This window comes from Pseudoroseomonas ludipueritiae, from assembly GCF_014490445.1.
GTDB lineage: Bacteria > Pseudomonadota > Alphaproteobacteria > Acetobacterales > Acetobacteraceae > Pseudoroseomonas > Pseudoroseomonas ludipueritiae.
This window is the reverse complement of the sequence record NZ_JACTUZ010000081.1, coordinates 1-18,573: the sequence shown is the minus strand read 5'-3', so window position 1 is coordinate 18,573 and position 18,573 is coordinate 1. Positions and strand designations below refer to the sequence as shown.

Annotated in this window: 17 protein-coding genes; 1 reads left to right on the top strand and 16 read right to left on the bottom strand. The window is 69.1% G+C overall.

Going from position 1 to position 18,573, the window contains the following annotated elements; translation table 11 throughout:
- From IBL25_RS16370 to pobA, 16 genes are all read right to left on the bottom strand, one after another.
- On the bottom strand, nt 1–1,870 hold a 1,870-nt coding region (locus IBL25_RS16370; RefSeq protein WP_187779612.1), incomplete at its 3' end, for an FUSC family protein.
- A gap of 340 nt (nt 1,871–2,210) precedes the next feature.
- Nucleotides 2,211–2,468, bottom strand: a complete 258-nt coding sequence (locus tag IBL25_RS16365) for a GlsB/YeaQ/YmgE family stress response membrane protein (RefSeq protein ID WP_187779611.1) — start codon at nt 2,466–2,468, stop codon at nt 2,211–2,213.
- A gap of 123 nt (nt 2,469–2,591) precedes the next feature.
- Nucleotides 2,592–2,951, bottom strand: a complete 360-nt coding sequence (locus IBL25_RS16360; protein ID WP_187779610.1) for a hypothetical protein — start codon at nt 2,949–2,951, stop codon at nt 2,592–2,594.
- A gap of 60 nt (nt 2,952–3,011) precedes the next feature.
- A complete protein-coding gene (locus IBL25_RS16355; protein ID WP_187779609.1) occupies nt 3,012–4,370 on the bottom strand; it encodes an LLM class flavin-dependent oxidoreductase in 1,359 nt (452 codons plus the stop codon).
- A 16-nt stretch (nt 4,371–4,386) separates the two neighbouring features.
- Entirely contained in the window at nt 4,387–5,445 is a 1,059-nt protein-coding gene (locus IBL25_RS16350; RefSeq protein ID WP_187779608.1) for an ABC transporter ATP-binding protein, read from the bottom strand.
- Nucleotides 5,446–5,448: 3 nt separating this feature from the next.
- The gene (locus IBL25_RS16345) at nt 5,449–6,234 is read right to left on the bottom strand and encodes an ABC transporter permease (protein WP_194433741.1); all 786 of its coding nucleotides are present in this window, start codon (nt 6,232–6,234) and stop codon (nt 5,449–5,451) included.
- Nucleotides 6,235–6,236: 2 nt separating this feature from the next.
- A complete protein-coding gene (locus IBL25_RS16340) occupies nt 6,237–7,076 on the bottom strand; it encodes an ABC transporter permease (protein WP_187779606.1) in 840 nt (279 codons plus the stop codon).
- A 91-nt stretch (nt 7,077–7,167) separates the two neighbouring features.
- The gene (locus tag IBL25_RS16335; RefSeq protein ID WP_187779605.1) at nt 7,168–8,238 is read right to left on the bottom strand and encodes an ABC transporter substrate-binding protein; all 1,071 of its coding nucleotides are present in this window, start codon (nt 8,236–8,238) and stop codon (nt 7,168–7,170) included.
- A 317-nt stretch (nt 8,239–8,555) separates the two neighbouring features.
- Nucleotides 8,556–9,953 (bottom strand): M20 family metallopeptidase, encoded by a 1,398-nt coding sequence (locus IBL25_RS16330; protein WP_187779604.1) that lies wholly within the window; start codon nt 9,951–9,953, stop codon nt 8,556–8,558.
- Between the two features lie 167 nt (nt 9,954–10,120).
- The gene (gene pcaB, locus IBL25_RS16325; RefSeq protein WP_187779603.1) at nt 10,121–11,491 is read right to left on the bottom strand and encodes a 3-carboxy-cis,cis-muconate cycloisomerase; all 1,371 of its coding nucleotides are present in this window, start codon (nt 11,489–11,491) and stop codon (nt 10,121–10,123) included.
- Nucleotides 11,488–12,327, bottom strand: coding sequence for a BKACE family enzyme (locus tag IBL25_RS16320; RefSeq protein WP_187779602.1), 840 nt, complete (start codon nt 12,325–12,327; stop codon nt 11,488–11,490). The genes pcaB and IBL25_RS16320 overlap by 4 nt, the downstream gene beginning before the upstream one ends.
- 77 nt (nt 12,328–12,404) lie before the next feature.
- Nucleotides 12,405–13,757, bottom strand: a complete 1,353-nt coding sequence (locus IBL25_RS16315; protein WP_187779601.1) for an MFS transporter — start codon at nt 13,755–13,757, stop codon at nt 12,405–12,407.
- Nucleotides 13,758–13,818: 61 nt separating this feature from the next.
- Complete coding sequence (gene pcaG, locus IBL25_RS16310) at nt 13,819–14,415, bottom strand: protocatechuate 3,4-dioxygenase subunit alpha (RefSeq protein ID WP_187779600.1); 597 nt, start codon at nt 14,413–14,415, stop codon at nt 13,819–13,821.
- Nucleotides 14,408–15,130, bottom strand: a complete 723-nt coding sequence (gene pcaH, locus IBL25_RS16305) for a protocatechuate 3,4-dioxygenase subunit beta (protein ID WP_367615626.1) — start codon at nt 15,128–15,130, stop codon at nt 14,408–14,410. The genes pcaG and pcaH overlap by 8 nt, the downstream gene beginning before the upstream one ends.
- The gene (pcaDC, locus tag IBL25_RS16300) at nt 15,127–16,284 is read right to left on the bottom strand and encodes a bifunctional 3-oxoadipate enol-lactonase/4-carboxymuconolactone decarboxylase PcaDC (RefSeq protein WP_187779599.1); all 1,158 of its coding nucleotides are present in this window, start codon (nt 16,282–16,284) and stop codon (nt 15,127–15,129) included. The genes pcaH and pcaDC overlap by 4 nt, the downstream gene beginning before the upstream one ends.
- A complete protein-coding gene (gene pobA, locus IBL25_RS16295) occupies nt 16,284–17,528 on the bottom strand; it encodes a 4-hydroxybenzoate 3-monooxygenase (protein ID WP_187779598.1) in 1,245 nt (414 codons plus the stop codon). The genes pcaDC and pobA overlap by 1 nt, the downstream gene beginning before the upstream one ends.
- Nucleotides 17,529–17,881: 353 nt before the next feature.
- On the opposite strand from pobA, the gene IBL25_RS16290 reads away from it, so the two are divergent.
- Nucleotides 17,882–18,573, top strand: a 692-nt coding sequence (locus IBL25_RS16290; RefSeq protein WP_367615625.1) for a four-carbon acid sugar kinase family protein, incomplete at its 3' end; no start/stop codon positions are given.

The window sequence follows — 18,573 nt, the reverse complement described above, 5'->3', positions numbered from 1 at the left end:
CCGGCGGCATGTCCGGCCGCATGGCGGCGAGCCGGGCGCGGATGAGGGCGCGGCCGATCAGCACCGCTGCCCCGCCATCGCTCATGGCATCGCCGCGCCGCGCCGGGGCGACGGCCGCGAGGCGGCGAGACAAGCGCACCAGCTTCTGGTGTTGCAGATGTTCCCAGACAAGCCATGGCATCAGCGGCCCCAGGGCCATGCGGCGCACCGCCTTGACCAGCGAGCGCTGCAACACCCGCGCCTCGGTTACCGGGTCCGGCGGCAGCAGCACGCGGAAGGCCAGCACGCCGCAGGCGCCGCCGATCAGGTTGGCGAAGGCGCCATCCAGGGCGAAGGCGAGGTGGTAGCTCATGGGATTGCCGGGGGAGATGGTCGCCATGAAGAAGATCTGGAAGGCGGTGGCGATGCCCATGAACCTCGGCTGCTGCGCCAGGCGGATGGCCACCATCAGGAAGGGCAGCGTGCAGACCAGCAGCAGCGGAAAGCTGTTCATCATCGGCAGCACCGCATAGCCGACGAAGAGGCCCGTGGGCACGGCGATGCAGAGGCCCTTGAAGAAGCCGATGCTCGCGGCGGCGGCGCTGTCCGTGGTGGCCAGCAGCGCGCACATCGGGCCCAGCATGGTCAGGATATTGGCGCCGGCCGACCAGCCGCTGACCAGCCAGAAGGCGCCGCCCAGGAAGACCGCCAGCGCGGCGCGGGTGCCGTTGCGGGCGGCGGTGACGGGGTTGGAATAAACCCGCAGGCGCAGCGCCGGGCTGTGTGGCCGATCCTCCTTCAGGTCCGCCAGGGCATCCAGGATGCGCACCATCTGGCGCAGCATGGCATCCGCGCGCTCCAGCGCCGCCAGCACGGCAAGGTCGCGGCATTCGGCCGCGTCCCGCGCGGCCTCGGCCTGGGCGTCACGGGCATCGCGGTGCAGATCCTCGAAGCCGGCGCCGGGCGCCAGGGCCTCCATGCGGCTGGCAAGGTCCATCAGGCGCCGCCGTGTTGCCGGGACGCGCGGGTCCCGCGCCAGGTCCGGGCTGGCCAGCAGCCGCCCGGTGCGCTGCCCCGCCGTCAGCATGGCGAAAAGCTCGGCAACCGCGAGGCGGATGGCATCGGCATGACGGCCGAAGCCGGTATCCTCCACCGAGACGAATTCCACCGTCTGGTCCAATGCCGTCAGTTCGCCCGCCACCTTGCTGCGCGTGGCCCGCAGGGCGGCGACATCGCCCTGCTCCAGCGCCTGCCGGGTCAGCCCGCCGACCGCCGCCACCAGCCGGGTAATGCCGGCCGCGACCTGTCCGGCGCCGGGGCCGCGGTCCGTCACCAGAAAGACCAGCGCGGTGACGAAGACACCCAGGCTGACCACCGCGATACGCGCCATGGCCAGGTGGAAGACATTCTGCGGGTCCTGCACCGCCGCCAGGGCGACCAGGGCAATGGTGTATCCGGCCAGCACGGCGCCGTAGCTGCGGAAGTAGCGCAGCAGCGAGGCCAGGAAGGTGCAGAGCCCCAGCCAAATGGCGAAGCCGATGATGAAGAGCCAGGGCGCCTGCGCGAACCACGCCACCAGCACTACCGAGATTCCAGCACCCACCACTGTGCCGAGCACGCGGTAGAGGCTCTTGGACAGCACCGCGCCGCGTGAGGCACCGGCCACGATCAACACCGTCATGCCGGCTGAGGAAGGGCTGTCCAGTTCCAGTGCATAGGCGGCATAGAGGGCCATGGTGAAGGCCATCAGGGTGCGGAAGACCTGCCCCCAGCCAGCCGGCAGCGAAGGCAGGCGCGGACGGAAGCGGCGGCCCATCTGGGCCAGCGTGACCCCGGCGGTATTGCTGGAGGCGGGCCTTGCCTCCCCGGCGCTGTCCTGCGTGGCACTCATGATCCAGGACTCCCCGCATGGCGGCACGGCGCCTGCCCGGTTTGCGGCAGAACGTGTGGCCTCGGCTTGAGTTCGTCCGGGCACGACGCGAGGTGATCCCAGGGCCGGCATGCCGGGGTGGCGGAACCCCGCCGGGACAGCGTGACAGGACGGCATGAGCCAGGATGCATGCGCGTCAGTTAGGACCGCATACATTGGTTAGCAAACTAACGATTTGCGTCACAGCCCTGCTCGGGGTGCAGAGATCGCCTCTCGCCAGCGGGGCACGGGCAAGGCAACAGGCCGCGGCATCGGGTGCCGCGGCGCTGGCCGGCGCGTCAGAACAAAAGTCGAGCCGCGGTCAGGGCGTCCGGCGGCGGCCGATCACCAGCCGATAGATCACCAGAAGAATAACCGCGCCAACAACGGCGCCGATGAAGCCGGCCCCCTGGTCGGCCCGATACCAGCCAAGCGCCTGCCCCAGATACGTGGCGACCACGGCACCGACGATGCCCAGAAGGGTCGTGATGATGAAGCCGCCAGGGTCACGGCCTGGCATGAGAAACTTGGCGACGATCCCGGCCAGAAAGCCGATGATGATGGTGACGATGATTCCCATGGTACAGGTCCCGGTAAGGTGGTGGCTGCTTAACGCAGCGTCCGCCGAAAAGTGACGCGGGAACGCGAGCTTTCTGCATGATGCCGCCGCCTCGCACCACTTCCACCACCTGCGGGCCCGGTATCAGAGCGCGCTGGCGGCCCTGCCGAAAGCGTCCCGCGCCGCCGTCATGGCGCCAACCATGCGCTGCACGTTGCGGGCCGAAACCTTGTCGTCGCTGTCGATCTCGCTGGCCTGTTCTTCCGCCGCTTCCACCCCGGCTTCGAGCTGTTCCCGCACCTCGTCGAGCACGTCGCGCAGCGCATCGTGGTCCATGGTGCCACTGAGGCCGGCGATCACCGCCTCGGCTTCCCGCCGCAGGCGGCCGGCGTCATAGCCTCGGGCGATCAGGTCGGCGATCCGACCTAGCGCCGCCTTGCGTGGGTCCATGGTGGCGCCGCGGCTTGCTGGCGCGGAAGACTGGCGCCCGGAGGGTCGGCTCATCGGAATGCTCCTGAGATGAGCCGACCCTAGCACATCGAACATAACCAGAACAAGAAGGCCCTAGCCCTGCTGGGCGTAGCGCCCGGCCGGCCGGTGCAGGCCCAGGTTCTCCCGCAGGGTGCGGCCCTCGTATTCGGTGCGGAAGAGGCCGCGGCGCTGCAGTTCCGGGATCACCGTTTGGGCGAATTCGTCGAGGCCGGCCGGCAGCACGGCGGGCTGGATCAGGAAGCCATCCACTGCCCCAGCCAGGAACCATTCCTCCATCTGGTCGGCGATCTGCTTCGGCGTGCCGATCACGGTGCGCTGGCCGCGGGCGCCGCCATAGCGCTCGTACATCTGGCGCACCGTCAGCTTCTCCTTGCGCGCCATGTCGGCCACGCGCTGGAAGGTGCTCTTGCTGCTGTCCACGCTGTCGTCGATCAGGTTCTCCGGCAGCACCTCGTCCACCGGCACTTCCGAGAGGTCCACGCCGCCGAGTTCCGGCGACAGCAACTCCCGCCCCACATCGGGGTGGATCAGGGATTGCAGGAAGGCGTGCTTCTCCCGTGCCTCCTCCTCCGTGCGGCCGATGATGGGGTTCAGGCCCGGCATGATCTTCAACTGGTCCGGGGCACGGCCGAAGCGCGCCATCCGGGCCTTGAGGTCGTCATGGAAGGCCTTGGCCTGGGCCAGTTCCGTCTGCGCGGTGAAGACGATCTCGGCCGCTTCCGCCGCGAAATCCCGCCCGGCATCGGAGGCGCCGGCCTGCACCAGCACCGGATAGCCCTGCGGCGGGCGGGCCACGTTCAGCGGGCCGCGCACGTCGAAATACTGGCCGTGATGGTCCAGCGTGTGCAGCTTGTCGGGGTCGAAATAGAGCGCCTGTTCCCGGTCCCGCAGGAAGGCATCGTCCTCCCAGCTATCCCAGAGGCCCTTCACCACCTCGACGAATTCGCGGGCGCGGCCATAGCGGTCGCTATGCGCCGGCAGCTTCTCCTGCCCGTAGTTGAAGGGCTCCGCCTTGTTGGAGGAGGTGACGACGTTCCAGCCCGCTCGGCCGCCGCTGATATGGTCCAGCGAGGCATAGCGGCGCGCGAGGTTATAGGGCTCGTTGAAGCTGGTCGTCGCCGTGGCGACGAGCCCGATATTCTCCGTCAGCGCCGCGAGGCCGGAGAGCAGCGTCGTCGGCTCGAAATAGGCCATGTACTGCGGCCAGCGGCGCAGCGCCTTCATGTTTCCTGCGCGTGTTGCGGCGGAGTCGGCCAGGAAGATCAGGTCGAACTTCGCCCGCTCCGCAGCCTGCGTCATCCGCGCGTAGTGGCGGAAGTTGGTGCCGGCATCGATCTGCGCATCCGGATGCAGCCAGGCGGCGACATGATGGCCGGTGGGATGGAAAAAGGCGCCGAGCTTCATCTGCCCCTGGCGTCGCGTCGTGTTCATGGCAGGCAAATTCCGGTCAGAGGGGGAAGAAGGCGCAGTCGGCGGCGGACCAGCCGATCCAGCCTTCATCGCCCGGCACGAATTGTTCAAACATCGGATGATTGGGCAGCAGCGCGGTCAGTGACATCCCGGTGGCCTCGCAACGATAGGCGATGCTGCCGCCGAGGTAGATGCGCTCGGCAACCCGGCAGGGGAAGCGGTTCGGCATCGCCACCGGCTCGGCGCGGGAGAGCGAAAGGCGTTCCTGCTTCACCATGGCGCGGGCGGCAGCACCGGGCAGCAGACCGGCTCCCTGCCCCGCCAGCTTCACGCCGTTCGGCAGCGCCAGCAGGTCACTGCTTTCCACGCGCCCTTCCATCGCGTTCACCTGGCCGATGAAGCCGCCGACGAAGGCGGTCGCCGGGGCCTCGTAGATCTCGGCCGGGGCAGCCATCTGCTGCAAGCGGCCCTTGGCCATGACGGCCACGCGGTCGGCCATGGCCAGGGCCTCGGACTGGTCGTGCGTGACCAGCACGGCGGTGATGCCGAGGCTCTGCTGGATGCGGCGGATCTCCACCCGCATCTCCTCCCGCAACTGGGCGTCGAGGTTGGAGAGCGGCTCATCCATCAGCAGCAGGCGCGGGCGGATGGCCAGGGCGCGCGCCAGGGCAACGCGCTGCTGCTGGCCGCCGGAAAGCGCGCGCGGGTAGCGCCCCCCCAGCCCATCCAGCCGCACCAGCGCGAGCGCTTCCTCCACCGCCTTCGCGATCTCGGCCTTCGGCCGGCCGCGCATCTTCAGGCCGAAGCCGATATTCTCGGCCACCGTCTTGTGCGGAAACAGCGCGTAGCTCTGGAACACCACGCCGATCTCGCGCTTTTCCGGCGGCAGGCGGGTGATGTCGGCGCCGTCCAGTGTCAGCCGGCCGGCATCGGCATGTTCGAAGCCGGCGATGATGCGCAGCGTGGTGGTCTTGCCGCAGCCGGAAGGGCCGAGCAGGCAGACGAATTCGCCGTCGCGCACCGTGAGGGAGAGGTCATCCACGGCGGTATGCCCGCTGAAGCGGCGCGTGACGTGGGAGAGGACGAGTTCGGGCATGGTTCAGTCCACAAGCCGCACGTGCAGGAAGCGGTCCAGCAGGATGGTGGCGGTACCGGCGGCCAACACGATCAGCGAGGCGACGGCGGCGATCATTGGGTCGATCCGGGATTCGATATAGGCGAACATCACGATTGGCAGCGTCGCCGTGTCCGGACCGGTGAGAAAGAGCGAGAGCGGCAGGTTCACGAAGGAGAGGATGAAGCAGAAGGTGAAGCCGGCGACGAGGCTGGGCCGCAGCAACGGCAGCGTCACCTCCCGCCAAGTGGCCAGCCAGCCGCCGCCCAGGCTGCGGCTGGCTTCCTCCACCGCGAAGTCGAAGCGCGCCAGGCCTGTCAGGATCAGCCGCAGCGCGAAGGGCATGACATAGACGGCATGCGCCGCCACCAGCCCCCAGAAGCCGGTGCCGACACCCCAGGCGCTGGCAAGCTGCAGGATGGCGAGGCTGATCACCACCTGCGGCACCAGCAGCGGGCTGGCCAGCAGCGTCGCCATGGCGCCACGTCCACCGGCACCGCCGCCCCGGCGGCTGAGCGCATAGGCCGCCAGGAAGGCGACCAGCACCGCGACGGCGGAGGCCAGCGCCGCCACCAGGGCGCTGGTGCCGGCGGCGGAAAGGAATTCCGGCCGCTGCCAGATGGCGGCATACCAGGAGAGGGTCAGCCCCTCAAAGCGCGCCGGAAAGCTGGTAGCCGGGTTGAAGGAGGTGGCGATGACAAAGAGCAGCGGCCCCGCCACGAAGAGATAGAGCAGGACGAGGTAGAGCCCGCCTGCCAGTTTTCCGAACATCTTCATGGCCGCACGAAGCGCCCGATGACAGCGGTAATGGCCACCACGCTGGCCAGCATCAGCAGCAGCAGCAATCCGGCGGCGGCGGCGGCGAGTTCTGCGTTGAAGGTGGCCATGATGAATTGGGAGACCAATGTGGTCAGCGTCAGCTGCCCTGCCCCGCCGAGGTAATGCGGCGAGATGAAGCTGCTGGCGGCTAAGGAAAAGGTGATGATGGTGGCGGAGAGCACCGAAGGCAGGCTCAGCGGCAGCGTCACATGCAGGAAGCGCACGGTGCCGCTGGCGCCGAGGCTTTGCGCCGCCTCATGCATTTGCGGCTGGATCTGCCGCAGGCCGGTGTAGAGCGTCAGCACCGTGAAGGGCAGCACGAATTGCACCAGGCTGATGACCACGCCAGCCTCGGAGCCCAGCAGGCGCGGCGGAGAGATCAGCCCCGCCTCCACCAGCGGGCCGAGGAAAGGCCCGCCATCGGCCAGCAGGGCCATCCAGCCCAGCACCACCGTCAGCGGCCCGGCCAGGATCGGGAAGGTCAGGCCCATCATGGCAAGATTGCCGGCGCGGCCTGAGAGGTTCCGCAGCAGCATGGCGGCGAGATAGCCGAGCGGGATGGCGAGGAGCGTCGTCTCGCCCGCCATGCGCAGCGTGCGCCAGATCACCTGCAGGTAATAGCCACGGGAGAGAAGGTAGCCGTAGTTGTCGAGCGCCGGGCCGGTGAAGCTCAGCAGCACGTTGGGCTGCAGGCTGGTGGCCAGCATGGCGGCGAGCGGCAGGCCCATCAACAAGGCCAGCAGCAAGAGGCTGGGCAGCAACAGCAGCCAGTCCAGGGTGCGCGCGGCACTCATCGGCCACTACCCCAGCGAGACATCTGAAAGAACACGGTGATCTGTCCATGGCCGGGAAGGCGGCACGGTGCCTCCCCGGCGGTTCCGATGTTTAGCGGGCGCGCCAGTTCGGCACGACTTCCAGGTTCATCCGCTCGGTCCAGAGCGCGCGGCGCGCGGCGAAGACCTCGGGGTCGAAGAAGCGAAGCTGGTCCACGCGAGCGCCACAGGCGCAGCGGTTGCGCACGGCCTCCGGCAGATCGGCCTTGCGGTTGGTGGTGCCGGAATAGGTGCTGGCGGCAAAGGCGGCCTGCACCTTCGGGTCCAGCATCAGGTTCAGGAAAACCTCAGCCAGTTCCTGATTCTTCGTGCCCTTCACCACGCTGACGTATTCCGGGACGCCGATACCCTTCTCCTTCGGGATCACGTACTCGATCGGGTACTTCTGGTCCTTCATGGCCTCGAGGTAATAGTCGAACTCGGTACCCATGGTGACGTCGCCGCTCTTGCTCAGCGGCGCCCAGTCCGTCCAGAAGACCGTCAGCTTGTTGGGCTTCAGTTCCGCCAGCTTCTTGAAGCCGGGGTCCACGTTGTCGATGGAGCCACCCGCCATCTCGGCGGCCATGATCACGAAGGCGGGCATCTGGCTGTGCACCGGGGAGGCGAAGGCCAGCTTGCCCTGGAATTCCGGCCGCCACATGTCGGCCCAGCTCGTCACCGGTTCCTTCACCTTCTCCGGATTGTAGCCCAGCAGATAGGCGATGAGGGTATAGGGCGCGCCGGGGATGGTCTCGGCCGTATTGCCGGCCTTCACGCTCATGGCCCAGTCTTCGATGTCGGCAATATTGGGCACGTTCTTGCGGCTGGCGGTGGTCAGCACCCCCGCCTTGTGGCCGGCCACCACCGCCTCGTCAGCGGAGAAGAAGACATCCGCCGGCGGGTTGGCGCGCTGCGCCAGCAGCTTGTTGTAGCGGGCGCCCTGGCCGCCGATGTCATAGGCCAGCCTGGCGCCGGTCAGGCGTTCGAATTCCGGCTGCACATAGGCCTTCAGGCCTTCCTCCGTGACACCGCCCCAGGTCGAGACGGTCAGGGTCCGGGCCTGCGCCAGGGCGGGGCGCCCCAGGAGGCCGGCCGCGCCGATGGCCGAGAATGCCTGCAGCGCATGACGACGGGAGAATGACATGGAGGAACCCTTGCTGGGCCGGCGCATGCCTCAGGACATCGCCGGTGGACGGCTGCTGTGAACAGGGCTCGCCCTAAACCTGAAAGGCCCTGAAGCTCAAGCCCGCGTGAGCAGAAAAACCCGGATTTATTGGGTATTAGCCACAAGCACTTGCCCAGAAATGAGGCTCCTGCCGCGCATTTTGGCACCAATCCAGGGATACCATGCTCCATGGCGGGTAACCTGCCGCCTCCGCCCCGTTCCGTGTGGCAGGGCCAGAAGCTGCGCCTCCGGCCTGCCAGACGGCGTCGCCGCCGAGGCAGCGAGGGGTTGGCGCCTTACCGGCCAGGCCAGGGTTGCTCGCCCAGGTCCCAGAAGACGCCGGCGGCGATTTCCAGCCCTTCACGCACCAGCGGCAGCAGCGCGTGCTCGTTCGGCGCATGCTGAGAACAGCCGCTGTAGGAATGAGGGATGTAAATGGTAGGCAGGCCCAGCGTATCCGCGAAGCTGTCGTTGGGCAGGGAGCCACCGGCATTGGGCACGATCATCGGCGCCTTGCCGGTGGTGCGGCGGATACTCTCCGCCACCAGCCGCGGCCAGGAGCCTTCAGGGTCCATGCGCGTGGCCTTCCATTCAGCGCCTTCCTTGACCGGCTCCACCGCCACATCGGCGAAGCCCAATGCGTCCAGATGATGGCGGATGGCGGGCAGGAAGCTCTCCACGTCCCGGTCCACGGTGTAGCGGATCTGGCAGCGTGCAAAGGCGCGGGGCGGCACGGCATTGACCGGTGCCGCTGGGTTGCCAGTGGAGAAAGCCAGCACTTCGAAAGTATTCCACCCGAACACTTTCTCCGCTGCCGTCAGTCCGCGCTCGCCCCACCAGGGGTCGATCTTCGGCCCCGTCTCGCCGCCATCGACCCGGCAATCGGCCAGGGCGCGGCGGACATTGTCCGGGATACGCTCGGGCACCAGCTCCCGCAGCAGCACCTGCCCTTCCGGCCCCACCAGGGAGGTGATGGCATGCGCCAGCCGGATGCCGGGGTTGGCCAGCAGCCCGCCCCAGTTGCCGGAATGGTGGCCACCTTCCCGGTAATGCACCACGAGGTCGAAGCTCAGCGCGCCCCGGGTGCCCAAGGTCAGCGTCGGCACGTCCGGCACCAGGCGCGGCCCGTCGGAGGCGATCAGCACATCGGCCTTCAGCAAATCCCGCTGCTGCTGGCAGATTTCCTCGATGCCGGGGGAGCCGACTTCCTCGCTGGTCTCCAGCATCACCGTGACATTGTAGCCCAGCTTGCCGCCACGAAGCCGCCGCACGGCCTCCATGGCCATCAGGTTGGCGGTGTGCTGCCCCTTGTTGTCCACGATGCCGCGGCCATAGAGCCGCTCCCCCCGCTGCTCCAGCACCCAGGGGGAGAGGCCGGGCAACCAGCCGTCATCCAGGCCCAGCACGGTGTCGCCATGGCCATAGGTCAGCAGCGTCGGCAGTGCCGGGTCCTCGATCCGACGGCCGATCAGGAAGGGGCCGCCCTTGCCCGTCGGGTTGTCGAAGATCTCGCCGGTGAAGCCCTGGGACCGCAGCTCCGGCAGCATCTCCTGCTCGAGATAGGCGCGAAGCTGCGGCCCGCTTTCCGGGTCCTGGCTGGCGGTCGGGATGGCCACGCGGCGGCGCATGACCTCCAGGTAGGAACCATCCTCCAGCAGGGCATGGGCGGCGGTGATGGCGGCTTCTCGGCTCATGGCGTTTCCTCAGGGTGCGGCAGCAGGGCACCGGAGGCTTTGACGCCCGCCTCCCCGCCCGGCAGCACCAGCGACCTAGCATCGACTTGCGTGCCGATGGCAAGGGGTGGCGAAGCCGCCGCCGGTCGCGGTGAGGCTGGCGGAGAAGCGTTGCTGGACTGAAGCCCCTATTCCGCCGGAGCCCGCAGCGCCGCGCGCACCGCCTCGGCCTCCCGGACGGCGGGCTCCACCCAGGCAGCGGCGGCGGCCGTCGCCGGGTCCAGGGTGAAGGCGGGGGAAAGGTCTATGCCGGCCTCCGCCACCTGGGGCATCCGTTCCAGCACCACCTGAAGGGAGTCGCCGCTGTCCCGCACCTGCCCGGCAGCCTGTTCCACCAGCGCATGCGCGGCCTCGCGCCCCAGCTTCGTCCCCAGCCGGGCGGCGGCGGCATCGGCGAAGAGCAGGCCGCGGGTGATGTCGAGATTGGCGCGCATCCGCGCCGCATCGACCTCCAGACCTTCCGCCAGCGCCCGCGCCTCCCGCAGCGCGCCGGAGGCGAGGCCGAAGAGGCTGGGCAATGCATGCCACTCGGCGTGCCAAAGGCCGGCTGGGCGCTCATGCGCCGCCACCATCGCCTGCAACAGCGTGGCCGCCTGGCCGGGGGCTGCCGCCTGCGCCGCCAGGATCACGGTGCAGGAAACCGGGTTGCGCTTATGCGGCATGGCCGAGGAACCGCCGCGCCCCGGCACATAGGGTTCCGCCACTTCCCCCACCTCGGTGGAGGCGAGATGCGCGATATCGGCGGCCATCTTGCCCAGCGCGCCGAGCAGTTGCGCCAGCCAGCTTCCGGCCTCGGCGATGCGGCCCCGCCGGGTGTGCCAAGCGATGGATGCGGCGCCGAGCCCCAGTTCCTTCGCGAAGCCCTGCAGCACGACGGGCCCCTGCCCGCCCAACCCCGCCAAGGTTCCCACCGGCCCGCTGAGCGAGGCCACCAGCAACCGGGAGCGGATCTCCGGCAGCCGCGCCGCCGCCTCCGCCACCCCGGCCAGCCAGACCGCCACCTTGTAGCCGAAGCTCAGTGGCGCGCCGTGCTGGCCGTAGGTGCGACCGACGCAGGGGGTTTCCCTATGCGTCTCCGCCAGCCGTGCGAGGCCACCTAGGATGGCGTCCAACTCGGCGGCCACCAGGGACAGCGCCTCGCGCAGTTGCAGCACCAGCGCGGTGTCCAGGATGTCCTGGGTGGTGGCGCCCTTGTGGAAGCCGCGTTCCAGTTCCGCTGGCAGGCTGGCCTGCACCGCCTTCACGAAGGGAATGGTGGGCACGGCGGAAAGCACCGTCTTCTGCCCCAGCACCCCCAAGTCCAGCCGCTCCGGCGGCACGGCCTCGATGGCCGCCGCCAGGGCATCCGGCACCATGCCAAGCCGCGCCTGCGCCCGCGCGAGGGCAGCCTCCACCGCCAGCATGGCACGCAGCCTGGCTTCGTCGGAAAAGCACTCCCGCATCTCAGGCGTGACAAAGAGCGGCCCCAGCAGGGCCGAATCCAGAGCCGAAAAGGTCATGCCGCTTCCCCGGCGCCGAGGCTGAGCATGGATCGCGCCTCGGCGGGCGTGGCGGGGCGGCGGTTGTGGCGGGCAGCGGCTTCCACGGCCCGTTGCACCAGCTCGGCATTGCTGGCGGCCAGACGGTCACGGCTGATGCGGATATTGTCCTCGAGGCCCGTGCGCAGCCCATCGCCGCCACGCGCCAGCACCCAGTCGATCACCCGCGCCTGATTGGCGCCGATACCAGCGGCGGTCCAGGTGGCCTGCGGCAGCACGCGCCGGGTCTCGGCCAGCAGGATGTCCAGCAGATGCTCCTCCGCCGGCATGGCGTTGCGCACGCCCATCACGAACTGCACATGCGGCCGGGCATCCATCAGCCCTTCATCGACCAGCCGGCGGGCGGCATGGATATGGGAGAGATCGAAGACCTCGATCTCCGGCCGCACGCCATGGCGCTGCATCTTGCCCGCCAGTTCCGTCACCAGCGAGGCCGGGTTCTCATAGACGATGCTGGGGAAATTGACGGAGCCCGTGGAAAGCGAGGCCATGTCCGGCCGCAGGTCCAGCGCATTGCCACGGGCGGAAGGATCGCGCCCGCGCCCGCCGGTGGAGAATTGCACGATCATGCCCGGGCAATGCCGCCGCACCCCTTCCTGCACCTGGGCGAAGAGCGCTGGATCCGACGAGGGGCTCTCATCCGGGTTGCGCACATGGATATGCACCAGGGAGGCACCGGCCTCGAAGGCGGCATGGGTGGATTCCACCTGCTCCGCCGGGCTGGTCGGCACGGCCGGGTTGTCGCGCTTGCGCGGAACCGAGCCGGTGATGGCGACGGCGATGACGATAGGGGTCATGAAGCCTCACTCCTGGTGGCGGGTTGGCGGTGCGGCGCGCCCCGCCGGATTGGCGTTAACCGAGGCGCGCCGCCGCCTCAATGGCCCAGCGCGGCGCCGGGCTGCGCACGCGCCGCCTGCGGATGGGCGATCTGCTTGATGATCAGCGCGGCGGCGGCAATCAGGCCGGGAATGGCCACGACCAGGAAGATGCCCGACAGGGATAACTGCCGCCGCGACAGTTCCGCCACCAGGAAGGACCCGGCGATGCCGCCGAAGCGCCCCAGCCCCAGCATCCAGCCCACCCCCGTCGCGCGGCCTTCGGTGGGGTAGAAGGCGGCCGCCAGGGCCGGCAGCGAGGACTGCGCCGTGTTCATGATGACACCGGCCAGGAAGACGGTCGCCACCAGCAGCGCGAGATGCCCCGCCACCATACCCACCAGCGCGACCGAGAGTGAGGTCAGCACGAAGCCGGTGGCGATGATCTTGTTGCCGTTGTAGCGGTCCATCAGCCAGCCGAAGAAGATCGCGCCGATGCCGCCGAGCGGGAAGAGCGCCGAGATCAGCGCGGCGCTATGCGGCGAAAGCCCGGCATCACCGAAGAGCAGCGGCATCCAGTTGATCAGCGCGTAGAAGATCACCAGCCCCATGAAATAGGCGATCCAGAGCATCGCCGATCCCACGGCATAGCTGCGGGAGAGCACCACCCGCGCGCCGCTGGCCTGCCCGGTGGGCGGCGCTTTCTCCAGCAGCACAAAGGAAGTGGCGGTCTGCGCACTTGCGGAGATGCGGCGCAGCACGGCGCGGATGCGCTCGGCCGGATATTTCTTCATGACCATGTAGCGCACGGATTCCGGCAGCAGCGCCAGCAGCAGCACCGCCAGCACCAGCGGTGTGATGCCACCCAGCAGCAGCACGCTGCGCCAGCCCCATTGCGGGATCATCCAGGCGGCCAGGAAGCCGCCAAAGGCGGCGCCGAGCGGAAAGCCGCAGAACATGGCATTGACCAGCACGGCCCGCCGCTTCTCCGGGCAGAATTCGCTCATCAGCGTCACGGCATTGGGCATGGCGGCGCCGAGGCCGAGCCCGGTGACGAAGCGCCAGATCACCAAATGATTCAGCGTATCGGCCCAGGCCGAGAGCAAGCTGGCCAGGCCGAAGACCACCACCGAGGCCGTCAGCACCAGCTTGCGGCCGAAGCGGTCCGCGATGGGGCCGGAACAGATGGCGCCCGCCGCCAGCCCGAACAGCGCGGCGCTGAGCACCGGCGCCAGCGCCGGACGCTGCACGCCCCATTCGGTAATCAGCGAGGGCGCAATATAACCAATAGCGGCGGTATCGAACCCATCGAGCAGCACAATGACGAAGCAGAGCGCGAAAATGATGCGCTGCATGGGCGAGAATGGCTGCTCGTCCAGAAAGCCCTGGACATCGAGGACACGGCTTTCCATTGGGCCGGTAACTCCTTGATGCACGGCCGGTTGTGCCGGCCGCGCCTGTTCCGTGTCGCGGTCAGACCGCCATCCAGACCGTCTCGCCCTCTCCCTGCAGCCGCAGGTCCAGGTTCCAGGTGCCGGGCTGCGTCTGCCGCGCGACCAGGGTGCCGCGCCGTGCCGGCTCCACCGCCTGGAGAACCGGGTCGGTGTCGTTCAGCGCCTCGCCCTCGAAATACAGGCGGGTGCAGAGATGACTCAGCAGCCCGCGTGCGAAGACCGCGAGCGCCACATGCGGCGCCTGCAAGGCATTCGAGCGTGAATGCCCGGAGACGGGCACAGGGCCCGGCTTCAGGGTGACAAAGCGGAAGTTGCCGTTCTTGTCGGTGGCGCAGCGCCCATAGCCCTGGAACTCACCTGGCGGGCCTTCGGGGTCTGGATATTCCCCCTTGGGGTCGGCGTGCCAGATCTCCACCATGGCATCCATCACCGGGCTGCCGCTGCCGTCGGTGACGCGGCCTGTCAGCACAATGCGCTCGCCCGGCGGCAGGGCATCCTTGAAATGGCGCGTGGTATCGGCCCATTCCGGGAAGTCCACCAGATGCCAATAGGGCCCGGCGGTTTGGCTGGCGGAAGCGATCGCGGGGCCGGCCTCCGGGGTCGCGGCATCAGTCATGGTGGTCATCCTCCATCGGCGTGGCATCCCGCCCGCGCAGCACCACATCGAAGCGGTAGCCCAGCGCCCATTCCGGCTGCGTCAGGTCGAGGTCGAACTTCGAGATCAGCCTGTTTCGGGCAGCCTCGTCCGGCACGGTGTTGAAGATCGGGTCCAGCGGCAGCAGCGGGTCCCCGGGGAAATACATCTGCGTGATCAGCCGCTGCGCGAAGCCGGCGCCGAAGAGGCTGTAGTGGATGTGGTTGGGCCGCCAGGCATTGTGGTGGTTGCGCCAGGGATAGGCGCCCGGCTTGATGGTGACGTAGCGGTACCAGCCGTTCTCGTCCGTGAAGACCCTGCCACGGCCTTCGAAGTTCGGGTCCAGCGGCGCGTCGTGCTGGTCGCCCTCATGGTTGTAGCGGCCGGCGGCATTGGCCTGCCAGACTTCCACCATGGCATTGCGGATGGGGCGCCCATCCTCGTCCAGGATGCGGCCGCCGACGATGATGCGCTCGCCCATCGCGTGGCCCTTGCCACCCGTCAGCATCGTCAGGTCCGCCGTTTCCGGGTAACGCTCCGGCGAGAAGCGGGGGGAGCTGGTTTCCGTCAGCGTATGCGGCATCCGCAGCAGCGGCTGCTGCGGGTGGCGCAGGCGGGTGCTGCCATAGGCCGGCGCATCGTAGGGGGGCTGGTGTTCCGGCGCGGGCCGGCGATAGCCGGATATGATCTCGCTCACGGCTGTTCCTCCATTTCCTTCAGGGTTTGCTTCGCCAGCTTCAAGGCATGGTTGGCGGCGGGCACGCCGGCATAGGCACCAACCTGCAGCAGCACTTCCGCGATTTCCTCCGGCGTCACGCCGGTGTTGCGGGTGGCGCGGACATGCAGCACGAACTCGCCCTCGCGCCCCAGCGCGGCCATGATGGCCAGCGTCAGCAGCGAGCGGGTGTGGCGCGGCAATCCGGGGCGGGTCCAGACGCCGCCCCAGACATTGCGGGTGATGTATTCCTGGAAGGGCGCATCCAGGGCCGAGACAGCGGCGCTGGCGCGGGCCACATGCGCCTCCCCCAGCACCGCCTTGCGCACCGCCATGCCGGCTTCCAGCGCATCGGACGGTGCCAGGGCGGCCAGGAAGCGGCGCATGGCGGCCGCCACCTCGGCCGGGCGCTCCATCGTCGGGATATGCGCGGCATCGGCGATCACTTCCAGCCGTGCGCCAGGGATGGCGTCGCGCAGGGCCTCGGCACTGGCCAGGGGTGTCGCGGCATCGCCATCCCCCACCAGCACCAGCGCCGGCTGGCGCAATCCACGGGTGGATTCGGTGAGATCCGCCGCCGCGATGGCTTCCGCCGCGCCAGCATAGCCTTCGGGGTCGGTGCGTCGCAGCATGGCGCGCAGGCCCTGCGCCGCCGGGCCTTGCAGCGAGGCCGGCGTCACCCAGCGGGCCACCACCGGCTCCACCAGCGGCGCCATGCCCTGCTCCCGAACCAGGGCGGCGCGGTCGCGCCAGGTCTCGGCGGGCGGGATGGCCAGGGCCGTATCCACCAGCATCAGGCTGCGCACGCGCTCCGGCGCCAGGGCCGCCATGGCCTGCGCCACCATGCCACCGATCGAGACGCCCGCCACATGCGCCTGCCGCACGCCCAGCGCATCGAGCAGCGCGAGCATGTCCCGCGCCAGGCCCTCGATGCTGTAGGGGCCGGGCGTCACCGTGCTCAGCCCATGGCCGCGCAGGTCGGGGCGGATGACGCGGTAGCCGCCGCGGAAGGCTTCGGCCCCCGCGTCCCAGATCCGGTTATCCGTGCCCAGGGAATGCAGCAGCAGCAGGGCTTCGGCGCCCGGCGGCCCTTCAAGCTGAACGTGGAACGTGGCGTCGCCTAGCGGCAGGAACATCAGCCCGCTTCTCCCATGTTTGCGAATTCCGGCATGCCGCGCCGCGCCGCCGCCTGCGCCGAAAAAGCGAGCGGCAGGCCGACATAGTTTTCCGTCAGCACCCTCTGGGCCTGGGTGGAGGCGCGGATGTAGTTGAGTTCCGCGACCTGCATGTGCCGCGCGAAATCATCCATGTCGGGGAAGCGGTGGGTCAGGCTGGTGAACCACCAGGAAAACCGCTCGGCCATCCAGACCCGGGCCAGCGCGCGGGCGGAATAGCCTTCCAGCGCCGCGTCCGAGTTCTCGCGGTAATGGCCGATCAGCGCATCCGCCAGCAGCCCGACATCGGAGGCCGCGAGGTTCAGGCCCTTGGCGCCGGTGGGCGGCACGATATGCGCCGCATCCCCGGCCAGGAACAGCCGGCCATGCCGCATCGGCTCCGCCACGAAGGACCGCAGCGGGGCGATGCTCTTCTCGATGCTCGGGCCGCGCGTCATGCGCGCCGCCGCCTCGGGGCCAAGCCGCAGTGCCAGCTCGTCCCAGATCCGCGTGTCGGGCCAGTCCTCCAGCTTTTCCGTCAGCGGCACCTGGATGTAGTAGCGGCTGCGTGTGGGCGAGCGCATGCTGGCCAGGGCGAAGCCGTTGCGGTGGTTGGAATAGATCAGCTCATCGTCGCAGGGCGGCACATCGGCCAGGATGCCGAGCCAGCCGAAGGGATAGACCTTCTCGAAGCTGCGCAGGATGCCCGCAGGGATGCTGGCGCGGCTGACGCCGTGGTAGCCATCGCAACCCGCGATGTAATCGCAGTCCAGGTGATGGCTCTCGCCATTGGCGCGATAGGTGACGAAGGGCGCCCCGCCTTCCAGGTCATGCAGCGCGACATCGCTGGCCTCGAAGACCAGCGCGGCGCCACGGGCCTGGTGGGCGCCGATCAGGTCATGCGTCACCTCGGTCTGGCCATAGACGGTGACGGCCTGGCCCCCGGTCAGGCCATGGAGGTCGATGCGGAACAGCTCGCCATCCAGCGCCAGCCGGATGCCATGATGCGGCAGGCCCTCGCGGTGCAGCCTTCCCGCCACGCCCGCGCGCTCCAGCAGCTCGACGGTGCCCTGTTCCAGCACGCCGGCGCGGATACGGCCTTCCACATAGGCCTGGGACCTGCGCTCCAGCACGACGCTGTCGATGCCGGCGACATGCAAGAGCTGCGACAGCAGCAGACCGGCCGGGCCTGCCCCGATGATGGCCACCTGGGTGCGTCGCCGCATGGCCGGTCTCCCTGGAAACATTCTTGTATAAGATATCTGACCGTCCATGCGCCGTGTTTCCATGGACATTCGGCGCAGAGTCTTGGACTTTTGAAGCAATCCGCCGCCCCGGTGCGGCAGGCTTCCGGCTCCGCATGAGCTGCTCTCCGCCGTCTTTCCCGCATTCCATCCGGGGCAGGCAAGGCCCTCGGCCGCCAGCTGCTCCCGGCCAAGGCCATGCCAAATCCGGGCAAGGGCAAGGGGAAGGCGCCCGCCAGGGCCTGGGCCGGAGGGTGATTGATGCCGCCCTGGCTGGCTCTATGCTTCGGCGGCAGAAGAAGCGGGGCATCCTCCCCGCCCATGGACGGATGCCTGTGCCAAGCCGAACGACTCCCCGCTGGCTGATCCTCGCCGATGACCTGACCGGCGCGGCGGATTGCGCCGTGGCCTTCGCCCGCCGGGGCCATGCCGCCGCCGTCACCTGGGACGAAGCCGCGTGGGAGGCCGATGAGGCCGTGCTGGCCATCGATGCGGACAGCCGCGGCCTGCCCGCCGGGGCCGCCGCGACCCGCCACGCGGCCCTTCTGCGCCCGCGGCTGCGGCCTGGCCTCTCGCTCTACAAAAAGATCGATTCCACCCTGCGCGGCCAGCCGGCGGCGGAACTGACGGCAACCCTGGCGGTGCTGCGGGAGGCCGGCCGCCCGGCGCTGGCGGTGGTGGCCCCCGCCTTCCCGGCCACCGGCCGCACCACGGAAGCCGGCTGTATCCGCCTCGCCGGCGCCCGGCTGGAGGATTCGCCGCTCTGGGCGCGCGAGCACAGCTACCCCAATGCCGACCTCCGCAACGTGCTGGAGAATGCCGGCCTCCCCGCCGCCCTTCTGCCTTTGGCAGAGTTGCGCGCGGGGCCGGAGGCGGCAGCCGCCGCCATGCGGGAGGCGCTTTCCGCCGGCCGCCCGGCACTGGTCTGCGATGCCACCACGGTGGCCGATCTCGACATCATCGCCCGTGCCACGCCGCCCGCCGGGGCCGAACTGGCCTGGGTCGGCTCCGGCGGCCTGGCGGCGGC

What these genes read in the sequence shown, in the direction of transcription:
- IBL25_RS16350 (WP_187779608.1), bottom strand. Translation starts at nt 5,445, where the DNA reads ATGCCCGAACTCGTCCTCTCCCACGTCACGCGCCGCTTCAGCGGGCAT.
- IBL25_RS16335 (WP_187779605.1), bottom strand. Translation starts at nt 8,238, where the DNA reads ATGTCATTCTCCCGTCGTCATGCGCTGCAGGCATTCTCGGCCATCGGC.
- pobA (WP_187779598.1), bottom strand. Translation starts at nt 17,528, where the DNA reads ATGCGGCGACGCACCCAGGTGGCCATCATCGGGGCAGGCCCGGCCGGT.
- IBL25_RS16360 (WP_187779610.1), bottom strand. Translation starts at nt 2,951, where the DNA reads ATGAGCCGACCCTCCGGGCGCCAGTCTTCCGCGCCAGCAAGCCGCGGC.
- IBL25_RS16330 (WP_187779604.1), bottom strand. Translation starts at nt 9,953, where the DNA reads ATGAGCCGAGAAGCCGCCATCACCGCCGCCCATGCCCTGCTGGAGGAT.
- IBL25_RS16345 (WP_194433741.1), bottom strand. Translation starts at nt 6,234, where the DNA reads ATGTTCGGAAAACTGGCAGGCGGGCTCTACCTCGTCCTGCTCTATCTC.
- IBL25_RS16315 (WP_187779601.1), bottom strand. Translation starts at nt 13,757, where the DNA reads ATGGAAAGCCGTGTCCTCGATGTCCAGGGCTTTCTGGACGAGCAGCCA.
- IBL25_RS16365 (WP_187779611.1), bottom strand. Translation starts at nt 2,468, where the DNA reads ATGGGAATCATCGTCACCATCATCATCGGCTTTCTGGCCGGGATCGTC.
- pcaDC (WP_187779599.1), bottom strand. Translation starts at nt 16,284, where the DNA reads ATGTTCCTGCCGCTAGGCGACGCCACGTTCCACGTTCAGCTTGAAGGG.
- pcaG (WP_187779600.1), bottom strand. Translation starts at nt 14,415, where the DNA reads ATGACTGATGCCGCGACCCCGGAGGCCGGCCCCGCGATCGCTTCCGCC.
- IBL25_RS16320 (WP_187779602.1), bottom strand. Translation starts at nt 12,327, where the DNA reads ATGACCCCTATCGTCATCGCCGTCGCCATCACCGGCTCGGTTCCGCGC.
- IBL25_RS16355 (WP_187779609.1), bottom strand. Translation starts at nt 4,370, where the DNA reads ATGAACACGACGCGACGCCAGGGGCAGATGAAGCTCGGCGCCTTTTTC.
- IBL25_RS16340 (WP_187779606.1), bottom strand. Translation starts at nt 7,076, where the DNA reads ATGAGTGCCGCGCGCACCCTGGACTGGCTGCTGTTGCTGCCCAGCCTC.
- pcaB (WP_187779603.1), bottom strand. Translation starts at nt 11,491, where the DNA reads ATGACCTTTTCGGCTCTGGATTCGGCCCTGCTGGGGCCGCTCTTTGTC.